At 45.8% G+C, this 16,750-nt stretch carries 12 protein-coding genes and 1 pseudogene; all 13 read right to left on the bottom strand.

Annotated elements, in window-relative coordinates; genetic code table 11:
* Window positions 1-172: 172 nt before the first annotated feature.
* Window positions 173-844, bottom strand: a pseudogene (locus tag AC0LWM_RS30995) (alpha/beta hydrolase); the annotation flags it as partial.
* A 170-nt stretch (window positions 845-1,014) separates the two neighbouring features.
* The gene (locus tag AC0LWM_RS30990; protein ID WP_474678939.1) at window positions 1,015-3,060 is read right to left on the bottom strand and encodes an AMP-binding protein; all 2,046 of its coding nucleotides are present in this window, start codon (window positions 3,058-3,060) and stop codon (window positions 1,015-1,017) included.
* 34 nt (window positions 3,061-3,094) lie between these two features.
* The gene (locus tag AC0LWM_RS30985) at window positions 3,095-4,261 is read right to left on the bottom strand and encodes a homogentisate 1,2-dioxygenase (RefSeq protein ID WP_474678908.1); all 1,167 of its coding nucleotides are present in this window, start codon (window positions 4,259-4,261) and stop codon (window positions 3,095-3,097) included.
* Between the two features lie 25 nt (window positions 4,262-4,286).
* Window positions 4,287-5,228 (bottom strand): fumarylacetoacetate hydrolase family protein, encoded by a 942-nt coding sequence (locus AC0LWM_RS30980; RefSeq protein WP_474678907.1) that lies wholly within the window; start codon window positions 5,226-5,228, stop codon window positions 4,287-4,289.
* 21 nt (window positions 5,229-5,249) lie between these two features.
* Window positions 5,250-5,861, bottom strand: a complete 612-nt coding sequence (locus tag AC0LWM_RS30975) for a flavin reductase family protein (protein ID WP_474678906.1) — start codon at window positions 5,859-5,861, stop codon at window positions 5,250-5,252.
* A 13-nt stretch (window positions 5,862-5,874) separates the two neighbouring features.
* Window positions 5,875-6,987 (bottom strand): 4-hydroxyphenylpyruvate dioxygenase, encoded by a 1,113-nt coding sequence (gene hppD, locus AC0LWM_RS30970; protein ID WP_474678905.1) that lies wholly within the window; start codon window positions 6,985-6,987, stop codon window positions 5,875-5,877.
* Window positions 6,988-7,341: 354 nt separating this feature from the next.
* Window positions 7,342-9,129, bottom strand: coding sequence for an ABC transporter ATP-binding protein (locus AC0LWM_RS30965; RefSeq protein ID WP_474678904.1), 1,788 nt, complete (start codon window positions 9,127-9,129; stop codon window positions 7,342-7,344).
* Complete coding sequence (locus AC0LWM_RS30960) at window positions 9,126-10,880, bottom strand: ABC transporter ATP-binding protein (RefSeq protein WP_474678938.1); 1,755 nt, start codon at window positions 10,878-10,880, stop codon at window positions 9,126-9,128. Before AC0LWM_RS30960 ends, AC0LWM_RS30965 begins: the two co-directional genes overlap by 4 nt.
* Window positions 10,881-11,637: 757 nt before the next feature.
* The gene (locus tag AC0LWM_RS30955) at window positions 11,638-13,056 is read right to left on the bottom strand and encodes a VOC family protein (RefSeq protein WP_474678903.1); all 1,419 of its coding nucleotides are present in this window, start codon (window positions 13,054-13,056) and stop codon (window positions 11,638-11,640) included.
* Between the two features lie 153 nt (window positions 13,057-13,209).
* Entirely contained in the window at window positions 13,210-13,569 is a 360-nt protein-coding gene (locus AC0LWM_RS30950; RefSeq protein WP_474678902.1) for a VOC family protein, read from the bottom strand.
* Window positions 13,566-14,492: a VOC family protein gene (locus tag AC0LWM_RS30945; RefSeq protein ID WP_474678901.1), complete on the bottom strand. Its 927-nt coding sequence runs from the start codon at window positions 14,490-14,492 to the stop codon at window positions 13,566-13,568. Before AC0LWM_RS30945 ends, AC0LWM_RS30950 begins: the two co-directional genes overlap by 4 nt.
* 137 nt (window positions 14,493-14,629) lie before the next feature.
* Window positions 14,630-15,832 (bottom strand): extracellular solute-binding protein, encoded by a 1,203-nt coding sequence (locus tag AC0LWM_RS30940; protein ID WP_474678900.1) that lies wholly within the window; start codon window positions 15,830-15,832, stop codon window positions 14,630-14,632.
* Window positions 15,833-15,951: 119 nt separating this feature from the next.
* Window positions 15,952-16,386: a hypothetical protein gene (locus tag AC0LWM_RS30935; RefSeq protein ID WP_474678899.1), complete on the bottom strand. Its 435-nt coding sequence runs from the start codon at window positions 16,384-16,386 to the stop codon at window positions 15,952-15,954.
* Between the last annotated feature and the right edge of the window lie 364 nt (window positions 16,387-16,750).

The following is a 16,750-nucleotide window of genomic DNA, read 5'->3' as shown; positions in this document are numbered from 1 at the left end:
AACTTTATATTTCATGAACCGAGTATGGAGAAACGACTATTATTTAATTACAGAAAACTGCCAGTTACTTCAATGAATATAAAAGTGGAGCTACCATGCGGCAGCTCCACACTATCGTTCCCGTTTGTTTAATGACTGATTTTTTTATAATTACTTTTCAGCCTAACAATTCTTATATCTTAGAGTTCGTTTTAGCAATTTTCAAAAGTGAGTCTACCACCATATCAGGGGCGCAAATGGGGGCAAAATGATTGGTCTGTATTTCTAGATACTCCACGTTTGGATCCGACTTTGCTCTGGCTGCTTCTCTGATAGACGCATTAGACTGCATTTGCGTACAGGAAATAAAAGTCCGCGGTATCTGAAGTTCACGAATACGTACGGGTTGTAACAGTGTCGCTAGGGGAAAGCGCTGCCCATCCATACGTTCAATAAACCACTCTCGTATCGTTTTGTCTGGAATCACTTCAACTAATTGAGGACTATCTGGACGTTTGATCCATCCGTCTCCCTTCTGGGCACTGGTTTCCCACCAATCCCTTCCTTCGGGACAGACATCAAAGAATGATTGCCCGTCATCTGGCATAACGGCATCAAGGTAAACCAATCGATCCAGTCGATCTGAAGCTGTATCTGCCACCCCTGTAATCGGCATCCCCCCGTAACTATGCCCAACTAAAACCACGTTCTTTAGGTTTTCGTAGTATAAGACATTGAGAATATCCTGTACATGTGTATCCAAATTCACGAGCGCATGACCCAAATGGGAACGATCACCCATTCCTGTTAGGGTTGGGGTGTACACCTCATAGCCTGCTGCGCGAAGAGCTTTGGCAACAAAACGCCAGCACCAGCTTCCTCACCATGCACCAGCAACCAAAACAAAGGTTGTCATTTCGGTCTCCCTCCTTAGAAATATTAAATTTCTTGTGTTAATAAACTGGCATGTACCAGTTTTTTGATACTTATTGTATATTCGTGAAGTGATTACCCCTTCCAATAAATGTGGGAACATCATTCATCTTCTCTTCGCGAATTCATGTCCCTTTCAACGATGCCCGCCCGTTCATTAATGTTCGGAGTATGCAACCCGTTATCCGTTTCTATGCTACCTATCACTGCTCGACGAATCAAATGAATCGCTTCCGGATTTTCCAGTGCCGACATATCGCCGGGCTCTTCTCCCAAATAAGCTGAGCGGATGATACGGCGCATGACCTTGGCGTTTCTTGTTTTGGGAAGTGCGTCAACGATAAGAACCGCTTTCGGCTTTAACGCCTTTCCCAACTGCTGCGTGACCAATTCCAATAATTCCTCCGCCAGTCCCCCGATCACCGCAGCTTCCGAGGAAGAGACGTTCGTGACGACGAAACACACCGCAGCTTCCCCTTTGATATCATCCGGAACACCGATTGTTGCAGCTTCGATAACGCTGGGATGCCCTACCAGTACGGACTCCATTTCCGCAGGTCCAAGCCGTTTCCCGGCTACGTTCAGCGTATCGTCGGATCGTCCGGTAATGTACCAGAATCCGTGTTCAGTGATGGCCGCCCAATCGCCGTGTACCCAAATATCAGTCCATCGCGACCAGTACGCCTTCTCGTAACGCTCCGGCTCCTGCCAGAAACCGCAGGCCATTCCAACCCAGGGACTTTTCAGTACCAATTCGCCTACTTCTCCGCGGATTGGCTTTCCATCTTGGTCGAATACATCGGCATTCATACCTGGTATAGACGTGTTGAAGCCCATTGGAGCAATCGGCTTAAGCAGCACGTTGCCGAGGATACCGCCTGAAATTTCCGTGCCTCCGGAGTAATTGATAATCGGGATACGTTCTTTACCCACCTTTTCAAACAGCCACAACCAGGGCTCAAGATTCCATGGTTCTCCCGTCGATCCGATGACCTTCAAGGAGGAGAGATCACAATCATGGAAGCCTTTCTCGCCGTGTTCCATCAAAACTCGAATCAGCGTGGGGGAAATGCCGAGATGGCTTACCTTATGCTTATGCACCATGCGCCATATGCGATCCGGCTCCGGATAATCCGGTGATCCTTCGTAAAGCAGCATCGTACCGGCATTAAGCAGCGCGCCGAATACGAGAAAAGGCCCCATCATCCACCCCATGTCCGTCACCCAAAATAATACGTTCCCTGGATGAAAATCCATCGCATATCCGGCATCGAACGCCGCCTTGACCGGAAATCCGCTATGCGTATGAACAATACCTTTCGGTGCCCCCGTCGTACCGGAAGTATAAATCAGCATGAGTGGCTCGTTGCTGTCCATCGGCTCTGCCTGCAGATATTCCGCATGAGCAACTAGCTCGGTCCATTCCACGTCCCGACCGTTCTGCCAAGGAATATCGATGCCCAGCCGGCGCACTACAATTAGTTTCTCAACGGTTGAGGCGTACAGCGAAGCTTTGTCAGCTTCCTCCTTCATCAAAACCGTTTTCCCGCGCCGGTAAAATCCGTCTGCCGCAATGATCATTTTGGCATCAGCCGCCGCTATTCGTTTGGCCAACGCCCCAGCTGCGTAACCCGAATAAACCGGAGTAAAAATCGCCCCGAGCTTAGCGACCGCCAGCATGGAAATCACGGTCTCGGGAATCATCGGCATATAGATTACGACCCGATCGCCTTTCATAATGCCTGACCTCCGGAGTCCGTTCGCTGCGCGATTTACCTGTTCGGCCAGTTGCCTGTACGTATAGCATCTGACCTCCCCGCCCTCACCCTCCCAGCGGATAGCATGCCGCCGCCCTACTGCCTCATCGCCAAGCCATTTATCCAAGCAGTTGTACGCGATGTTCATTCGCCCGCCCTTAAACCAAGAAGGCCACTGAATCCCCGCCGACAAATCGACAACTTGATCGTAGCCGCGGAACCAAGTAATTCCCATATCCTTTTCGACCGCATCCCAAAACCATTCCATATCGGTGATCGATTTCTTGTAAAAATCGTCATATTCGGAAAATCCGTGCTTTTGCATCAATCGATAAAGCCGAGTTTTTTCGATCTCCGCCTTATTCGGCTGCCAAACCGCTTGTGACTGCATGTTCAGCATCATACCCTTTCGCGCTCCGGGCGCATTATTTGTCCGAGCGTGGAGCCCAGCTGTAACAGTAATTGCTGTCCTCAATCGCATGAGCCTGCTTGGCTACCTGTAGAGGTCGGAACGTGTCGATCATCACAGCCAATTCCTGCGTTTCCTTTTTTCCAATGCTCTCTTCGACTTTTCCGGGATGCGGTCCATGCGGAATACCCGACGGGTGGATCGTAACGGATCCTTCTTCGATCCCTTGGCGGCTTCCGAAATTACCCTTTACATAATAGAGCACCTCGTCACTATCCACGTTACTATGATAATAAGGGGCCGGAATAGACAGCGGATGATAGTCTAAAAGTCTGGGGCAAAAAGAACACACCGCAAAGTTATTTCCTTCGAACGTCTGGTGAATCGGGGGTGGCATATGGACTCGTCCGGTAATCGGTTCGAAATCGCCGATATTAAAAATCCACGGATACAAATATCCATCCCAACCGACCACATTGAGCGGATGATGATTCAGTACATGAGAGTGAATCCGTCCTCTTTTTTTCGTACGAACCTCATACTCCCCTTTCTCTGTGAACGTTTCCAAAGTTTCAGGTACACGAATATCTCGTTCGCAATACGGGCTATGCTCGAGCAGCTGCCCATGTTCATTGCGGTAACGCTTCGGGGTCGTAATCCAGCTGTTCGACTCCAAGAACAGAAACTTTGACTTCCCGGAATCGGGAACCAGCTTGTAGATCGTGCCGACAGGCAGCACAATATAATCGCCAGGCTTGTAAGATAATGTGCCGAACATCGTTTCAAGCTTGCCCGAACCGTGATGGACAAACAGAAGCTCGTCTCCGTTCGCATTCCGGAAATAATAGTTCATGGGATCCGATGGACTCGCGACGCCGATCAACAAATCTTCGTTGCCTAACATATACTGCCTTCCGGTAACAGCGTCACCCGCTTCCTTATAATTGTTAGTCAGAAAATGCCGATGCCGCAGTGCCCCCGGCACTTCATATTCCGGTTCGCATTCGGATAATAGTTGTGCTTTGATCAATTCGGTAGGTGCATGATGATGGTATAAAATCGATTGGATTCCGGAAAAGCCTTTCGTTCCCATGACCTGTTCGCGGTAAAGCTGGCTATCCGGCTTGAGAAATTGTGTATGTCTTTTGGCTGGAATTTTGCCCAAACGATGATAGAACGACATATTTCCCCTCCCTCCTACTGTAACCTCACTGAATCCTGTTTCTCAGCACACCCAATCCAGTGACCTTCAGTTCCACAACATCGCCCGGTTCCAGCCACAGATGATCCTCTCCCGTGAGCTCAAGGATGCACCCCGTACCTACAGTTCCTGAACCGATCACATCACCCGGATACAGAACGGCATCTTCCGATGCCCGTTCAATCATTTGTCCGAACGTATAATAAATATCTTTGAAATTCCCGTGCGATAACCGTCGTCCGTTGACCGATGCCGTCATTTCAAGTCTATATCTCTCCCCGTCACGATACGGCTCCAATTCATCCTTTGTGACCAGATACGGCCCTAAAGAGGTAGCAAAGTCTTTGCCCTTGGCCGGTCCCAAACCGATTGTCACCTCGTGGCGCTGGATGTCTCTGGCGCTCCAATCATTCATGATGCAGTAGCCAAAAATATAATTGTCCGCTTCATACGCCTTAATATTGCTTCCTTCCTTGCCGATAATGCAGGCGATTTCCAGTTCATAATCGAGGCATCGGCACTTTTTCGGCCTCCGTACAGGTTCTTCCGTTCCCAAAATACAATGAGGATTGGAAAAATAAAAAGCAGGGATCTCGTACCATTCCGGAACCATTTCCAAGCCCCTTTGAGCCCGTGCCGTCTTCACGTGCTGTTCAAACGCATAAAAATCGCGTACGCTGCCAGGCTTGGGAAGCGGGGCGCACAAAATGACCTCTGATAGAGGATAAACCGCCTTTCGTTGTTTCGTAGAATTAGCACTTGCACAGGATTGATGCAACTGCTGCAAGCGGCTCGCGATAGGCAGGAATCGTTCGGATTGCAGTAAAAAATCGATCATATTATTCGGAAGGTTACCATCGCTTACCATGTTCATGTCGATTACGCTATCGCCCTCAAGCCAGCCCGCTCGTTGCTCCGATGATACCGTAATAAACGTAACGAACTTCATCCGCCGCTCCTCGCTTCCCGGCTATTTTTTTCGTTCCAGCTCAAACGTATCGGAAACCGCCCGCGTAAAAGCTTGCCCCGCCAGCCTTCCGATCGGCCGCAGCTTCACCGTATTGATTTTCCCATTTTCGTACAATTCGTCATTGATGCGTACGCAAACGACCCGGCCGATGACCAAGCTGCCGGCCCCCGGCTGTTCACCGAATGAAACGATTTGATGCAGCGTACACTCTAGATGTACTTCGCACTCTTTGACGCTCGGCGGATCGACGCATTCGCTTTTCATTTTCGTCAGTCCGACTTGTTCGAATTCGTCTACATCAGGCGGATATTCAATAGCACAATCATTCATCTGTCCAGCGATCTTCTCTCCCACGATGTTGATAACAAACTGGTTTGTCGCCTCAATATTGGCGAGGGTATCCTTCTTTCTCCCGTCTGTCCCCCGGATCATCGGAGCGAAGCAAACCATCATCGGATCTGCACAGATGCCGGTAAAAAAGCTAAATGGAGCGAGATTGCAACGCCCTTCCAGATCGACAGAGGACACAAAAGCAATGGGTCTCGGAACAATGGAGCCAATCAGCAGCTTATACGCATCTCTCCAATCCAATGTACCTGGATCGATTTTCATCTGGATCCCCCTATCACAGATTCCCTCTGCGTGCCTGTTCCCGTTCGATCGATTCGAACAGTGCCTTAAAATTGCCCTCACCGAATCCGACTGCGCCTTTGCGCTGAATAATTTCCACAAACAACGTCGGACGGTCCACGATCGGCTTCGTAAAAATTTGCAGCAAATAGCCCTCATCGTCACGGTCGACTAAAATATTCAGCTCACGCAGCTTGGAAATATCCTCATCGATGGTCCCGACACGTTCCTTCAGCATTTCGTAGTAACTATCAGGTGTGTTCAAAAAATCAATGCCGTTATTTTGAAGCATGGTTACTGTCGAGATGATGTCATTTGTTAAAATCGCGATATGCTGTACCCCGGCACCATGATGATAGTCAAGATATTCTTGGATTTGCGATTTCCGTTTCCCTTCCGCAGGTTCGTTGATAGGAAACTTGATTCGTCCACCATTCGTCATCACCTTCGACATCAGAGCGGAGTACTCTGTGGAAATATCTTTATCATCAAAATGAATCAATTGTTTAAAGCCCATGACCTGCTCGTAGTATCGAACCCATTCGTCCATACATTCAACATTGCCCACAACGTGATCGAATCCGATTAAACCAGTGGCTTGGTGAGGGATTTGCAATTCACACGGCTCATATTTCGGCAAAAACAGACCGTTATAACCGCTTCGGTCGATTAACGTATGGATCGTATCCCCATAGGTTCCGAGTACCGCCATTTTCACCGTTCCATTTGGATCGGAATATTCCCTCGGCTCCATGACAGCAATTCCACCGCGGGAGATTGCCTCATGATAAGCTCTTTCAACATCGTCGACCCGGAGTGCAATATCTTTGATGCCGTCGCCATGCTTCTTGACAAAATCCGCGATCGGATGATCCGGAGAAAGCGAGCCGGAAATGACAAATCTCGTTTTATTTTGTTCGAGCACATACGATACCTTATCCGTCACACCCGTTTCCAGCCCCGCATAAGCCACCGGTCGAAAACCGAATCCTTTGCTTAAAAAATGCGCAGCTTGCTTGGCATTGCCGACGTAGAACTCAATATAATCTATGTCGTTTACCGGAAAAAAATCAGCGGATTTACGATCGATTCGTTTCTGTTTCTTCATTTTGTCTCACCTCTTTTACCACTATATTCTGCAAGGAAGGAAACTGTCGAAAGATCGAACAATTTGGGTAGGCCATGATGGCAAAGGCAACCAACTGCAAAAGAGTAAGACGTCCTGAACAAGTATTTGTTCTTCCCGTTTAGTTCAATGTAGGCAATCAAACGTTTATGGTCGAATTTCGCAACGTCATCCGCTTCATTAGTTTGGGACATAAAAGTGTATTGTATAATGCTAATTAGAACAATAATCTGTATCGTTTAAGCGCAACAAGCTGCCGATAACTTATCGGCAGCCTGTTCTTTGTAGTATTAACTTTAACAGACATTTACAAATGCGCTTCCGATTACTAGTTAATTATGCCAGCTGCTCCATATCATCCTCAGCCGTTCGTTCCTCCCCCTGCCATAGAAGCTGCATCTCACTGCTGAAGGTCAGCAGCTCTTGCAGCGATCCTTCCGCTTCGATACGTCCGTTCTTCATCACGATAATATGATCCGCTCGGGCTAGCGCCTCTCTGCGGTGAGATACGGCGATACAGGTAACGTCTTGTTCGTTAAACAGACGCTCCCACAACAGCTTCTCTGTTTCTACATCCAGTGCGCTGGATAAATCGTCAAAAATGAACAGGTCCGATTCCGTCAGCATCATCCTGGCGGTAGCGGCGCGTTGAATTTGTCCGCCGGACAACATGACGCCACGCGGGCCAACCATCGTTTCGAGGCCATTCTCGAGATCTTGAACATCTTGCTCCATCACGGCCATGTGAATCGCATTGCCGAGTGAATCCGGGGAAGCTCCGCTGCCTTGGGTAATGTTTTCGCGAAGCGGATCGCTGAACAGGCGCGGCACCTGCGGCGTGTATGCCGCTTTCGGCGGAACCAGGAAAGTAGCCGGATGGTCAACCGTCTTTCCGTTCCACGCGATCGTCCCGCCCTCTTTGGGTAGAAGTCCTAGAAGCGTCCGTACTAAAGTCGATTTGCCCGAACCGACTCTCCCGGTAATGACGAGAAATCTACCGCGCTCCAAGCGGAAGCTGACGTTTTGAATCCCGTTATCGGAATTCGGATACGTATACGAGAGATCTTTTACATCTAGGCATTTCAGCCGCTCATCCTCGCTGCTTTTGTCAAATACCGGTACATCTGGCGGCGTATCGAACAGATGAATGTCATTATGAGCCACAATGTCGTCTTGCGTCCCTGGACGAAACAGCATCCGAATCCGGTCAACCGCCACTTTCAAACGCATGTGCTGAAAAACCATATAGCCGAATAGGGAGATACTGTATGCGAAGGAGCCCACGTACATCGTAAAAAGAGCAAAATCGCCGACTGTAAAACGGCCGGCCTGCATCTGCGCGGCACACATCAATAAAATAATACCGGTACTGATGTTTAACACGTGCTGGCTCAGCGATCGCATCCATTGCATAAATAAATTATCCTTAAGTGCCGCCTGTCTGCGTGCTTCGTTGAGTCTTATAAAGCGGTTTAAGACATTCTCTTCCGCGCGTCCCAGCTTCACAGCTTGAACGCTTCCGAACGTTTCAGCAATAAAACTGGTGATGCGCCCGGTCGCTTCGCGGTTTAGCTGACTGAACTTTCTCGCCCGGCCCCTGGATAAGTTATTCAGCAGCGTAACGATTAACAAAGGAACAATCGCAACGACGGTGATGGGCCAGTTAATTCGGGCCATAATTGCGATTGCAATTATGGCGTACGCTAATTTCCCCCAGAAATCTACCCAGGATTCTACATACTCGACGACTTCGTCAACATCATCCCGGAACCGGGTCATCGCTTCCCCCGGAGAGGCGGGAAGATTACGTCCAGGCCACTGCATGATGCCGGCTAGCATGTTCGTACGCAATAGGGCCTGCAAATGATACGAATAGGTAATCCATTTATAAAATGCGACGAAAAACATTCCGACTCTGATAAACCGTATAAGTGCAACAACCAACAGCGGCATCGCTATCCAAGCAAAGTTATGAGACTCGCCTGTGACAAGGTCGAAGAACCACTGCATTCCAATGCCGAATAGCAAGGGTATGGAGTGAAACAAACACCATAGCAGCCCGTTTATTACATATAACGATAATCGAAATCGTAACAGCCGCCCTACAAAATGACCTACCTTCATGCAAATTCCTCCTGACGATCCGTTCGTAATAGCTTTGCGAAGCGGGAGGACGAGTCTTGCGCGAGCGCTTCCCGCCCACCAAACTCGAGAATACGTCCGTTGCCAAGTACCATGATCTTATCTACTTTCTTCAACGTGGACAAACGATGGGCAATAACGATGCCTGTGCAATGTTCCATTAACTGATCTACTGCTGCTTGCAAAGCGGCTTCCGTCGCAGCGTCGAGCTTGGAAGAAGGTTCATCCAGAATAACAAGGCTAGGTTTAGTTAGAAAAACCCGCGTCAGCGCGAACAACTGAGCTTCACCCGCAGATAACGAAGCTCCGCCAGCCGACAGATGACTATCCAACCCGTGGGGGAGCTTATCAATCCACATTTGCAATCCGAGTCTTTCGATGGTCTCTATTATTTCGTGATCCGATACCTTGCTGTTGAACAACGTCAAATTGTCCCTGAGCGTCCCGTCAAACAACTGCACATCCTGCGTGACCATACCGACCCGTTTGTACAGCGCTTCCAACCGCAAAGATCGAATATCCGTACCGCCTATTCGAATTACGCCGCTATCCGTGTTATACATACGAAGCAGTAGACGGCTAAGGCTAGACTTCCCGCTGCCTGTACGTCCTACAATGCCAAGCCGTTCCCCCGGCCGCAAGGAGAAGCTGATATCTTGAAGTACGTGGTTGTCATCGTTATAGCTAAAGCTCACCTGGTCAAAATCAACTCCGAGAGCCCCGTCAGGAAGCGTGTCCCCCGTTCCTTCACGAATCTCGCTTTGCAAAGAAAGGATTTCACGGGAGCGGCGCATTCCCGATTTTGCTTTCTGAAATTCCTGCACTTGGTTACCGAGCTGTTCAATCGGATCGTTCAGCATTTGCGTGTATTGATAGACAAGATATAACGTGCCTAAGGTGATTTGACCTTTGAGATACATAGAAACGCCAATCATCAGCACCACCGTGACTGCCACCGAGAATAAGACGACCGTGGCGTTCCAAGGGACAACCCGAAGCATCCATGCCTTGCGGCCGGTCAGGAAGACGCTGCGCATGGCTCGATGAAAGCGGTTCATCACATACGGTACGCCTCCGTTCGCCTGGACGTCTTCTATTCCGGCTATACGTTCTTCAATAAGACCGAGCAGCGATGCTCTGGCTTGTCGTTCAGCTTGTGTTGCTGTAACCCCGAGGTCGCGAATATACACCATGACCCCTATGGAAATACAGGTAAATACGGTCATCGTCGTTGCAATCGGCCAATTCGTAACAAACATATAACCCAAAATACCCGCAAGGAGAACAAAGCTGCCGATAATTTGAACAACAAACAAAGCGAAAAAGTTCGACATATGGGTCACGTCGCCGTCCACGCGTTCAATCATTTCACCGGGTGTTTTAAGATTGTGAAAGCGCATGTCGAGCCGCAGGCAGTGTTTGAACAGATCAGCCCGCAGCCTATTGGTGGCTCTCCAGGCCACATCGTTTCCCATGTAACTTACGGATACAGTGAGAAGTTGGTTGCTAACGGCTACGACCAGAAACATGCCGGCGAGACTGAGCAGCCCCCCAATCGCTCCTTTGGCGGAAGCCGTGTCGATAAACCGCTGAACAATTTGCGGATTGATAAGTTGAAGCACGGTTGAGGTAAGCAGCATTCCCAAGAGAATGGCGATTCGCCCCTTGACGGGAAGGAGATAACGAAACAGCCAAAAGATTGATAATTTTCGTTCAGGTTTCAAAACATACACTCCTTCCGAAGTTATTGCCTTGCTATTCGCTGAGATATCAAATATAAAGGATTTTTCCATTAAATTATAGACTTATGTTTTTCCGTGGGTTATACTAATATTGTAAGGGGTTGGGAATAGATCCCTTGCTTAAATAATGTCTAAAATCGAGTACGCCACCTGATTAGGTGGCTTTTTTTCATATTAGGATATCAGGTATACATAGGATGCAGCCGATTGCTTTCGATCGCAATTGAAGCACCTTTTAAAAATTAGTTTAGCTGTTTCTAATGATGAAGAGAAAATAAGAAACGATTATATTCGAATTTTCTTCAATTCACGTCAGCGTCTTTGACGGCAGACCGGTCGAGGAGCTGAGTCCGACTGCCCTCCAATGTTGTCATTACACGATTTCCATTAGTTAAGGTAACAATTTAGCCCAAACTCTTGAGCCAGCTTTTATAGAAACTTAATTGCTCGTCAATGCTTACAAAAGTTAGATCCTGTTCACATTCAAAAATATCAACCAAATCGGTTGTTTTGGTCTGTCTACCAATATTTAACAAACAAGAGGAGCAGCTGCCGTGGCATGCTGCTCCATTCTCGTATCCGTTACTTTATTATTACCATCTAATACTACTTTTCAGAGAAACAATTCAAAAACCATGTGGGTTCCAATAACGATGTTGTTAGAGGACAACACATGGCAATTTATTTAATTCGCCTTTTTTAATTTACTGTAACCTATAAATCTTTTCATCTCACGAGAAGAACAGTCTTATTCTATTAGTTCTATTGCATGGTCCGGATGTTCTTGATTAAACTGTTCCACTGCCAATTTAAACTCCCTAACCGCATCTGGATCGATCTGCTTCAAATACCAAGGTACGGATGCCTCATCATTATTAATTTTAACTTGTCGAAAAATTTCATGGCGGCCTTCTAGTGCTTTTGTAAAAAATGTATCGAAATCAAAAATAAAAAGAGTAATCATCAGCACAATTCGGTCTTTCCAATGCGGGCTATTCGATTTATTCCCGTATATTTTTAAGATTCCCTCAGCGCGTTCCGTGAGGGGAAGAAATACTTCTCTAACATCAGCTACGTCCTCCATCGTTGCGGGCTCAACAGGATCGGTCGGACACCAATCACGCTTGATGATTTCAAATGCATGCTGAGGGTGTTCCAAACTAAATTGATGCAGGGTTTCTAAAAGAGATTCCAACCCTTCAGGATCAAGTTTTTGTAATACGTTGTACCCCGGAATCACGATGCGCCGATGTTTCAAATCACTCTTTTTCACTCTCGCCAAAAACGAATCAATATCCCATCCTGCTGGTTCTTCGTTCTCATCAAAGCCGGAATTGGCCATACAATATTGCTCTTCTCTTTTCCAATTATAATCAAAACTATCAAACTTGGACCTGCATATTATCGTCTGCGGTTGCCACATATCCAGCATATTTCCATCGGGGTCATATAGCTGGAACTGTCGCCCGCATCCGCCTCTGTCATGTATATTATTAACTTTATGTCCTTGTTTCAGCATTTGACGGTGCATTGCATCAAGATCATCCACAGCAACATTAATGATCGACCAAAGTCTATGATAGGGCTGAGTCGGTCCCAGATCCAGTGATCTGTAGAAGCGAAGCTCTTGTCCTTTTCTTGTTACCGGCCACCCTGAATCATTTAACTCCAAACCGCTAACCTCCGAATACCACTTGCGCGTTTCTTCCGGGCTCGCTACCGGGAAAAATAGAGTGGTTACTCCGATTAATGCAGGAACATCGTCTCGCAACGGTTGGGGTTCAGTATCCGGATGCTGCCATACTTGAAACTTGTTCCCTTGCGGATCGGTAAATACAAACGAGTTGCCCTCATCATCCAAATCCTGCATCGGCTCCAAAGCAACACCGGCTTTCGACAGGCGTCCATACAATGCTTCTATACAATCTGTTTCAAATCGAACAGCAAACATTTCGTATGTTTCACCCGGAATGTATTCATCCGTCATGAAATTACAGTTGACCACATTTTCTTTCTTTGGTCCCCAAAAAAGTGTATGCTTTCGTGTATTACACGAATTAAAATGCTCTTTATACCAGTCTACCAATACTGGCGGATCATCTGCCGGAAGATAAAGACAGATAAATTTGTTGAATACAGATGTAGCGGTTTGCAACATTTTACTCATATGAAATAAATCCTCCTCGACACTTAAATTGTTTAATTGTAGTGGAGCAGCCGCCGCGGCACTGCCCCACTTTTGTTCCCGTTAGCCTAGCATGATTAAAAATGTGTTGTGGAGAAAGTCAAGCCATCATTGAGTCTACCGCGCCCATGCTAATTAAATTGTGATCTCAAGTAATTCCATTCCAAAACCGCCTGCCCATGCACCTACTTTATTGTTATCAGGATCCCTGAACGCAACCCAGTGTCCATGATCGTCCTCAATGACGATATTGTTTTCGGCAAGATGCGTTCGGAATTCTTCCATTCTCTTCGTTGAAAAGGACAATCCTCTTTCAGAATCCTCATCGGTGCTTAAATAGAAAATTACACCGGGCACAACCTGCATAACAGCCGTATCGGGGCCCGACTCCAGCATTTGAAACCCCCATATCTTGCAGTACCACTCGGCAGATGCTTGAATGTCACTGGAGTACAGAGTAGAAACGGAAAACTCCAAGTATTGCCTACTGGTCATGCTTCGTCCCCCTTATTATTAAGATTATCATGGATTTGCCAGCCTTTATCCCAGTAATAAGGCATATATACGTGGATGAAATCATCTTTGTAGTATTCAAGCACGTAGTAGCTTTCCTCAGGTTTTGTAAACGACCAACTCATAAAACCCGCTAAATAATTGAAATGTTCTGTACGTAGCTTTTCACTAAAATCATAGGATACGGGGAATATAACGTAGTCATGCTTTGGAATTTGTAAGTATTCCGCACCGTCCAGCTCTCCTGAAAATGGTTCGGTAACAGCAATACATGTGAAGACAGCCTCAACTTCGTTTAAATATCGAGATACGATGAATGGGTCTCCATTCGTATTTAATCCATGATGTTTAGATATGGAAATAAGCTCAGTCGAGACAGAATCAAATTCGATATCTTCGTAAATTTGCTTTGCAATAACGTGCATCTCATCCCTTACTTCGAGTCGACAGCGAATTAAATCACGCACGAACTTACTCGGCATGGATATATTCAGCCCTTGATATTCAGGGCTGAACGATCGGACCTCGATCGTATTTCCATCGAGATCCTTAATTTGCATGAAGGATTCCTCATCCACTTCGATCTCGGCATTCGCGAGAATCAATTGACGCCTTAGAGCCTTCATGTTTCTAGTGGAAAAGCTTATCTTGCGTGAAGATTCGGGATTTCTGCCCATAAACATGATTCGACCAGGTGCATATTCCATTGTTGCGAAATCGGAATTAATAGAAACGATTTGAACTCCAAAAGCTTTATAATACCATTTTGCAGATTCCTCTAAATCACTTGCATAAATTCCGCCGTACGTCAGATGAGCAAACGACTTCACTGACTCAGCATTTCCTGTTACATTTTCTTTGTTTGAAGTTACATTATCATCCTCAACAACATTGCCACTACTCATATTACTTCCTCCTCATCTACCGGATACATGGCCTGCTCCAATCATAATGATTACTCTAACGTTTCCGTTAGCTGAACAAGCTACCGATTGTTCCGGCAGCCTGCTGTCTATCGTTCCGTTAGCCGTAACAACCTCTACTATTTTTTTGGATTAAACTTAACTTTATTTTTACTCCAATTATCAATTTCTTTTGTTATATCGCTAAAACTATATTCACCCGAAGATATCTTCCAGCTACTGTCGTGATAAAGCGGCATATATTGGGAATGAAAAACCGAATCCATAATAATCGGCTCCTGGTAGCCTATTGTATTGGAAAGTTTAATTGCATCCAAGTTTTTTCCCTTCCAGTGGTCCATTTCATCGTAATACTGATCTAGCTCCGGATGTTTAATTGTTGGTACTCTTCCAATATCCGCTAAAAATTTTTGCGTTTCTAATTCGTAGAAGAAGCTAATAAATTTGAAAGCTTCTTCCTTGTGTTGTGATGCTGCAAGTACCCCCATTGGTGTAATTTGATGCATCGTAACTTGCTTCTTTGTCCCCCTCGGCATCGGCAATACGTCCCATTCGAAGGTCCAGCTAGGTTCTGGCGGGTTTTCTGAAACTGCAAATAATGTTTTTCCTTGACAAAACAGCGGTTCCGGAAAAGTGCGTACTACATTTTCATTAACCATCACCTGATATTTGTTAACAAGATCGTAAAGCCATTGAAGGTCAGCAATGACTTCAGGTGTATCAATAAGACCTTCAGTCAAATCCCCGTTTATGAAAAATGGATGATCTGCATGTCCATTCGCAATCGAATATAAACATTTTACATACCATGTGATGGGTGGACCATTGTCAAGACCATATTGATGTATCGAAACGTCTGTGGCCTTAGTCGCAAGTTCAACCATTTCATCATAAGTCCAATCGTTCGACGGCATCTCCAGATTTAAGCTTTTCAACAAATCTTTATTCACATAAAACCAATAGGTGTCTAAAATTACGGGAACAGTATAGGTATGTTCACCTGTTTTGTAGGTCTCCAGAGTTCCTTCAACAATATGTGGGTTATTCATCGTTTTATCGTTCTCAATATAAGGCGTTAAATCCTCCAATAACCCTCTTTCAATCCAGTAATAATATTCGTAAGTTATCGCTAAATCCGCAGACTGGCCCTTCTCTTGTGAATTATTCTGCCACTCGATTAATCTCAGATCTTCGTGTCCCGCGGGAACAGGTTTTATCGTAATCCAGGGATATTTCTCATTGAACTTATCTATGCATTTCTGAAATCCACCTACCATCCAACCGTAAAGTAAAATGTTTAGTGTGACTGGTTCTTTGTTCATAATAACCTCCGAAATTCCGTAGTTTTTGTGACTTACAGTTAATTTGATGCCACAGATGTTGCAAACCTGACTTCTTGAATAAAATATTATTTATAGTTCATCTCACTAGAAGAACAGTCTTATTCTATTAGTTCTATTGCATGCTCCGGATGTTCTTGATTAAACTGTTCCACTGCCAATTTAAACTCCCTAACCGCATCGGGATCAATCTGCTTCAAGTACCAAGGTACGGATGCCTCATCATTCAAATCCTGCATCGGCTCCAAAGCAACATCGGCTTTCGACAGGCGTTCATACAACGCTTCTATACAATCTGTTTCAAATCGAACAGCAAACATTTCGTACGTTTCACCCGGAATGTATTCATCCGTCATGAAATTACAGTTGACTACATTTTCTTTCTTAGGTCCCCAAAAAAGAAAATGATTTCGCGTACTAGCTGAGTTAAAATGCTCTTTATACCAGTCATGCAATGCTGGTGGATCATCTGCCGGAAGATATAGACAGATAAATTTGTTGAATGCAGATGTTGTGGTTTGCAACATTGTACTCATATGAAATAAATCCTCCTCGACAATTAAAAATTGTTTTAATTGTTATTGTTTTTCCGAAATCGCTTTAAAATTTTGATTATTGTTTATTTCATCAACTCCCTTTTCATTTCACATTAACTTTGTTTTATGACTTACAGTTATTTTGATGCCACATGATGTCGTAAACCTGACTTACTGAAAAAATAAATCTATTAATAATTTTGTTTTTTCTACAGTCGCACTAATCTGCCTTTAATTTAACAAAAAGTGGAGCAACTGCCGCGTGAACAGCCCCCCGTCAAGTAGACAGTATAAAAATCAAAATCAATCAAGCGGCCTTCGTCCTGAACTCCATCGGACTGAGGCCGTTTAGTTTTGCTTGTAA

Source organism: Paenibacillus sp. sgz302148, assembly GCF_056120465.1.
The sequence above is the reverse complement of the archived record's forward strand: the minus strand, read 5'-3'. Positions and strand labels throughout refer to the sequence as shown.

Coding starts and splice junctions, on each gene's coding strand:
- AC0LWM_RS30935 (WP_474678899.1), bottom strand. CDS start 16,386: ATGAGTACAATGTTGCAAACCACAACATCTGCATTCAACAAATTTATC.
- AC0LWM_RS30940 (WP_474678900.1), bottom strand. CDS start 15,832: ATGAACAAAGAACCAGTCACACTAAACATTTTACTTTACGGTTGGATG.
- AC0LWM_RS30950 (WP_474678902.1), bottom strand. CDS start 13,569: ATGACCAGTAGGCAATACTTGGAGTTTTCCGTTTCTACTCTGTACTCC.
- AC0LWM_RS30965 (WP_474678904.1), bottom strand. CDS start 9,129: ATGAAGGTAGGTCATTTTGTAGGGCGGCTGTTACGATTTCGATTATCG.
- hppD (WP_474678905.1), bottom strand. CDS start 6,987: ATGAAGAAACAGAAACGAATCGATCGTAAATCCGCTGATTTTTTTCCG.
- AC0LWM_RS30955 (WP_474678903.1), bottom strand. CDS start 13,056: ATGAGTAAAATGTTGCAAACCGCTACATCTGTATTCAACAAATTTATC.
- AC0LWM_RS30975 (WP_474678906.1), bottom strand. CDS start 5,861: ATGAAAATCGATCCAGGTACATTGGATTGGAGAGATGCGTATAAGCTG.
- AC0LWM_RS30980 (WP_474678907.1), bottom strand. CDS start 5,228: ATGAAGTTCGTTACGTTTATTACGGTATCATCGGAGCAACGAGCGGGC.
- AC0LWM_RS30945 (WP_474678901.1), bottom strand. CDS start 14,492: ATGAGTAGTGGCAATGTTGTTGAGGATGATAATGTAACTTCAAACAAA.
- AC0LWM_RS30990 (WP_474678939.1), bottom strand. CDS start 3,060: ATGCAGTCACAAGCGGTTTGGCAGCCGAATAAGGCGGAGATCGAAAAA.
- AC0LWM_RS30985 (WP_474678908.1), bottom strand. CDS start 4,261: ATGTCGTTCTATCATCGTTTGGGCAAAATTCCAGCCAAAAGACATACA.